The sequence below is a fragment of the Holospora undulata HU1 genome, from assembly GCF_000388175.3.
Lineage (GTDB): Bacteria > Pseudomonadota > Alphaproteobacteria > Holosporales > Holosporaceae > Holospora > Holospora undulata_A.
The window spans coordinates 1-5,248 of record NZ_ARPM03000197.1 but is presented as its reverse complement, the minus strand read 5'-3'; the positions used below and the strand labels follow the sequence as shown (position 1 = coordinate 5,248).

The 5,248-nt window shown below is 42.4% G+C and carries 6 protein-coding genes and 2 pseudogenes; 3 read left to right on the top strand and 5 right to left on the bottom strand.

Annotated elements, in window-relative coordinates; translation table 11 throughout:
• The 4 genes and pseudogenes from K737_RS09045 to gpW form a co-directional block, all read right to left on the bottom strand.
• A pseudogene (locus tag K737_RS09045) lies at positions 1-335 on the bottom strand (head decoration protein); the annotation flags it as partial.
• 15 nt (positions 336-350) lie between these two features.
• Positions 351-1,469, bottom strand: coding sequence for a S49 family peptidase (locus K737_RS06125; RefSeq protein ID WP_006298521.1), 1,119 nt, complete (start codon positions 1,467-1,469; stop codon positions 351-353).
• A pseudogene (locus K737_RS06120) lies at positions 1,469-2,856 on the bottom strand (phage portal protein). The gene K737_RS06125 and the pseudogene K737_RS06120 overlap by 1 nt, the downstream one beginning before the upstream one ends.
• Entirely contained in the window at positions 2,856-3,077 is a 222-nt protein-coding gene (gene gpW, locus K737_RS06115) for a gpW family head-tail joining protein (RefSeq protein ID WP_006298520.1), read from the bottom strand. Before gpW ends, K737_RS06120 begins: the two are co-directional and overlap by 1 nt.
• A gap of 161 nt (positions 3,078-3,238) precedes the next feature.
• On the opposite strand from gpW, the gene K737_RS06110 reads away from it, so the two are divergent.
• Both K737_RS06110 and K737_RS06105 read left to right on the top strand, forming a co-directional pair.
• Entirely contained in the window at positions 3,239-3,544 is a 306-nt protein-coding gene (locus K737_RS06110; protein ID WP_023491165.1) for a helix-turn-helix domain-containing protein, read from the top strand.
• A 59-nt stretch (positions 3,545-3,603) separates the two neighbouring features.
• Positions 3,604-4,752: a type II toxin-antitoxin system HipA family toxin gene (locus K737_RS06105; RefSeq protein ID WP_052563253.1), complete on the top strand. Its 1,149-nt coding sequence runs from the start codon at positions 3,604-3,606 to the stop codon at positions 4,750-4,752.
• 68 nt (positions 4,753-4,820) lie between these two features.
• On the opposite strand, the gene K737_RS06100 is transcribed toward K737_RS06105, so the two are convergent.
• On the bottom strand, positions 4,821-5,012 hold the full coding sequence (locus K737_RS06100) for a hypothetical protein (protein WP_006298509.1): 192 nt from the start codon (positions 5,010-5,012) through the stop codon (positions 4,821-4,823).
• Here K737_RS06100 and K737_RS10655 point away from each other — a divergent pair.
• On the top strand, positions 5,012-5,248 hold a 237-nt coding region (locus K737_RS10655), incomplete at its 3' end, for a hypothetical protein (RefSeq protein WP_035575261.1). The two genes, K737_RS06100 and K737_RS10655, sit on opposite strands and share 1 nt — an antisense overlap.

Below are 5,248 nucleotides of genomic sequence, written 5' to 3'. Positions count from 1 at the left end.
GCTGCTTGATAGCAGCTATTTTTTGTTCAAGCGTGATGGTGGTTGGCCAGACAACGGCGTGATCGGCAAGAATTGCATCGCGTGTCACAATCACGGCTTTGGTGTTACTACTTGGCATCTACCTCAGCAATCAAAGCCCCAAGGGCATTTTGTGTGCCGTCTGTGGCAGCAGGATTTAATGCTTTAATCAAATCTGTTTCACTGTCTTGGCCGATAATGGCACCAAGGGCTAGTTTTTGCCCCTGAGCTACAGTTATCTCTTCACGGGAATAAAGATTAGGAGCTTCAAACTTAAGAAGATCTCCTAAGTTTTTTTGTTCAATAGCAACGGTCATAAGGGTTTCCTCCATTTATGCGGTTAATTTCATGTGACTACGAGCTTTAGCAGCTTGGATCACCGGATTTTCTTGAGGGGTTGGCTCAAGGCTCACAGTGCTCAAGATTTCAGTACCGGTACGATCAGCGAGTAGCTGCATGAGCTGTTCGCGTGCTTCGTTAACCGGGATATTTTGCTCAATAAAATCACCCAGTTTTTCTGGCATCTTCGAGAGCTTACATAAACGGAAAATTTCTAAAGCTTCCGCGTGATATTCACTGCGCCCTAGGATTTTGCCTTGGGTAAGTAATTCTTCTGGATTAATGGTCGGTACTGTTTCAGTCATAGCTATGGTCCTTATAAAAGATTGAGAGGCTGCTTTTTGAATACATTCAGGAAAGGTGAGAATTTCGTCCGCAAGCCCTGTTTGGATGGCATTAAGGCCAAAATAAAGGCCAGCTTCTGTAGCCTTTATGGCTTCTGTTGTAAGATCTCGATTACGGGCTACCAGCTCTACAAACATCTCATATAACCTGCTGACTTCACTTTGCAGAGTTTGCATGGATTCAGAAGTTAACGGCTCATGAGGATTTAAATCATTTTTACGGCTGCCGGCAAAAACGGTAGTGTATTTAACCCCTTGCTTTTCATCAAAGGCACTTTGGTCAATATGGCTGGCAATCACGCCAATGCTACCTACACCAGACGTCCGATTGATAAAAACCTTTTCAGCGCTGGATGCAATCCCGTAAGCCGCAGAATAGGCCTCATCATTACACATGGCCCAAATGGTTTTTTGGCTGCGTGCCTGATAAATAAAATCGGCTAAATCAAACAGTCCACTGGTTTCACCGCCGGGACTATCAATGTCGAGTAAAATCGTTTGTACGGCATCATCCGACAAAGCAGCGCTGATTTGTTGTTGTATTTCATCGTAGGAAGTCATACCTAACATGCCGTCAAATATGCCTGAGCGTTTGGTTAAAATGCCATGAATCGGAATGATGGCGATGTTATTGCTGCCACCATGTGCTAAGGAGGGGGGTGTAAACTTCAAAGCCTTGTTTGATGCCATGTGGGCAGCCAGCCACTCAAAGCTGCGACGCTCAATCATCATCGGTTTCATGGCAAATTTTAAGTAAATGTCATTCATTAAAAACCTCGTTTTTTAGGCGGTGTTGTATGCCTTGGGTCGGAATCTAAAACAAACCCTGCTTCATCAGCTCTGTTGTTATCTGCCGCAATTTCTTGATCAATTTCTTCTGTATCATATCCCAGCTCTGAAACCACTTCAGCGCGACTTTTAAAGCCATTACGCACTGCCATTTGTTGTGCTTGCTGATCTTTGAGTGGATCAACCCAGTCAAAACCTTGGGGTATCCATTTCACATCTTTGATAGATGTATCTTTGTCTTGAGAAGGTAAGGCGCCAGAAAGCAAAGCCAGTTCAATCCAGCGATTCCAAACAGGCCGACAAAATTGAAACACTATCACATGATGTTGCAAAGTGGCGCAGCGCCTACGAAATTCAATGAGCCCTGCACGAATGGATGAATAATTGACGTTGGTTAAATCTCCTGTCAGCTGTTCATAGGTAATGCCCATGCCAACAGCAATGGCTCTGAGCTGCTGGCGCATAAAGGCTTCGTAATTTGCCCCAACATCCGAAGGATTAGAAAATTTAACGTCTTCTCCAGGTTCCAGTAGCTGCATGGTGCCAGGCTCAAGTCCGGCAAGGGCCATCCCTTGTTCATTGGCGGCACCTTCACCCATCATGTTGGCTTCAGGATCAAGACGGGTGATAAACCCTGCAAACATAGCAGCGGTTTTCTTGCGCACCAGCTCGGCATCATCGTACTGATCCAGCTCATACAATTTAAGCAACACACGGCTTAGCCAAGGCTCTCCTCGAATTTGACCGGGACGCAAGGGTTTATAAATATGCAATACTTCAGAGGCAGGAATGCGGACTGATTCACCGTTTGAGACAAGCAGCTTTTCACCTGGATGTTCACGAAACAAATAATAGGCTTCACGTTGGCCAAGTTTATTAAACTCAATACCGTTTCGAACCATATTACCCGTGATTAAAATGCGATTCACTGATGTATCTAAATGCTCAGATTCAAGCACCTGTAATTGTAAGGGAACGGATAATCCCTCTTCAGAGCGACGTACTCTAAAGCGAACAAAACATTCGCCCCCTTCAATCATGCTGCGACAAATAGAGGCTTGTAGACCGTAAAAATCATTAACGCCATGGCTATCCGCCTCATCGGACCAGCGCAGCCATAATGCCTGTACCGCTTTACGAAATTCTGCATTTTTAGCTTTTGATTGCGGTTTGATACCGGTGCCAACAGCGTTACTCACCAGTGTTTCAATAATATCAGTGTTTCTAGATGATTCCCAAGTAAGCTATTGATGGCGCTATTTTCGGGCTGCCAATAGGTTAGGCGCTTGCCAGAACCTGCCGCATCCCAAGCAGAAGCTTTGCTTTTGGGGCGTTTGAAAAGTTGTGCGAATGTTTTAAGTAGCATCAGCAAATCCCCTTATGTGTGGCAAAAGTAATGCGCCGCTTTAAGGACGTGCTGCTTTTTAAATCTGATTTAATGCGGGTGCGTAAGTTTAAGAGATCTTTTAAATCCACTTCCGCATATTTAACGATATGATCGCCATAGGCAACAGAAACCACGCGCTCACCCATCTGTAATTTTGTGATGGCTTGCTCAATTTTGACCAGATCATCGACTAAATACATAAAATTATCCCCGGGTAAGCTTGGCTCAAGATTGCTCTTTAGATGTCTTATTCAGGAAAGATGAAAGATGTGTCCGGATACCAGAATAAGAACTTCTTGACTTGTAATTTAGAGGATAATATAATATCTATTATATAGGCATTGGACGCGCAAGGGGTATTATGGTATCAGTTAATATGATGACACCCAGTGAAATGCAAAAGAGGGTAGCAAGCAGGGCACGCGATCTTCGGCTTGAACTCAATTTAAGCCAGCAGACTTTATCAGAAAAGTCTGGGGTCAGTTATGGCTCTTTAAAAAAGTTTGAGCAAACAGGACAAATATCTTTGGAATCGCTGCTTAAATTGGCTGTGATACTTGGGTGTATGGATGATTTTAAAGCACTGTTTGCACTTAAAAGCGCTGAAGAAGCATTATCGCTTGATGAGCTGATTGATGATGGAAAAAGAAAACGGGGTAGAAAATGAGCTTCCGGGATCAAAATCTTGTTTATGTGTATTATCACTGCTCTACGCATAAGATACTCATGGGAAGATTGCTGCTTAAGAGTAGACAAATCTTTTTTGAATATGATGCAGCTTTTATTAAAACAGGCCTTGAGTTATCGCCTTTCAAACTACCTCTTAAAGCAGGTGTTATAGAGTCCAGTGATCGTACCTTTGAAGGTTTATTTGGTGTTTTCAATGATAGTTTGCCCGATGGTTGGGGGCGATTACTTCTAGACCGAAAATTAATGAATGCAGGGCTTAATCCTGGCACTCTCTCACCGCTTGATCGTCTTTGTTTTGTAGGAACAGGCGGTATGGGGGCTTTATCTTATGCTTATGAACCTGAAAATCCAAGCGCTATATCTCATATCACCAATGATTTAGACGAAATTGATAGCGAAATACAAGCAACATTAGATGAAAACGATACTTATGTAGATGATTTGCTGGTGTTGGGGGGATCTTCAGCGGGGGCCCGCCCTAAAGTATTGCTGAATATTGATGGCGTGGATTGGCTGATTAAGTTTAGATCTCACCTTGACCCTAAAGATATAAGCGCTATAGAATACGCCTATCACCTTATGGCAATCGATGCCGGACTTGTTGTACCTGAAGCAAAGCTTTTTCCCTCAAGAAAGGGCTTAGGATTTTTTGGTGTTAAACGGTTTGATAGAAACGCTGATAACCGCATTCATATGCATACAATTGCAGGTCTCCTTCATGCTGATCACAGGGAGCCTTCCCTTGATTACGAAAGTATCATGAAAGCAACCCTGTATTTAACAAAAGATATCAGGCAGTGCGAAATTCAATTTAGAAGTGCCGTTTTTAATGTCTTAACTCATAATCGTGATGACCATTCGAAAAATTTTTCATTTTTAATGGACGTACAAGGTAACTGGACTGTATCGCCTGCGTACGATTTAACCTTTTCTTCAGGCCCTGCGGGTGAGCATTCTACGATGATTATGGGCGAAGGGAAAAATCCTACAAAAAAGCACCTGTTAAAACTGGCAGGTACCGTAGGTATTAAGCAAGACAAGGCGTTAGAGATTATCCATCAGATTTTTGCTGCTCTTAAAAAATGGGATGATTTTGCAACCGAGGTTGGTGTTTCTAAACTGCAAACCAAAAATATTGGGGAGGCTTTGCGTACTATTCGTAAAAACTCCGGCATCTTCCCTTAAGCAAGCCTAGGGGAAGAACATCCAGAGTATCTGTGCATATTCACCACATTGAATATTTTTGTCAAACTCTATCCCATAAATCTGCTTCTCATGACACGAGGTCTTGTTGGTTTTGTCTGTCCTGAAGACACTTGCTGCAGTTGCTTTTTTTCTATAGGTTGGCCAGGAGTTTTATAGCCCATCAAGCTATCCCATTTGGAAGGCTGCCAGCGGTCGATGCCATAAGAGTTGAAAGTGTCAAAATAAATGTTTAACAGCATTGAAATCCCCTCCTGAAATAATAATTAATGTTTTAATAAAAGATTTCTCTAGATCTAATGTAATTATGTCTTTAATAAAAGAAGAAGATTTAGAGAGACTAGGAAAACTTTACGATGTCAATAGATATAATAATAAAATCACCGGAGAATTACTATTCAAAGGTTTGCTGAGGTTAATACTCCTTGGCAAGAAAACTCGTTTAAGAATGTTAGAAAAGCTAATCAACCAAGGGTTT

Excerpts from the sequence above, each read along its gene's own strand:
- K737_RS06125 (WP_006298521.1), bottom strand. The coding sequence starts at position 1,469 with ATGAATGACATTTACTTAAAATTTGCCATGAAACCGATGATGATTGAG.
- gpW (WP_006298520.1), bottom strand. The coding sequence starts at position 3,077 with ATGTATTTAGTCGATGATCTGGTCAAAATTGAGCAAGCCATCACAAAA.
- K737_RS06110 (WP_023491165.1), top strand. The coding sequence starts at position 3,239 with ATGGTATCAGTTAATATGATGACACCCAGTGAAATGCAAAAGAGGGTA.
- K737_RS06105 (WP_052563253.1), top strand. The coding sequence starts at position 3,604 with ATGGGAAGATTGCTGCTTAAGAGTAGACAAATCTTTTTTGAATATGAT.
- K737_RS06100 (WP_006298509.1), bottom strand. The coding sequence starts at position 5,012 with ATGCTGTTAAACATTTATTTTGACACTTTCAACTCTTATGGCATCGAC.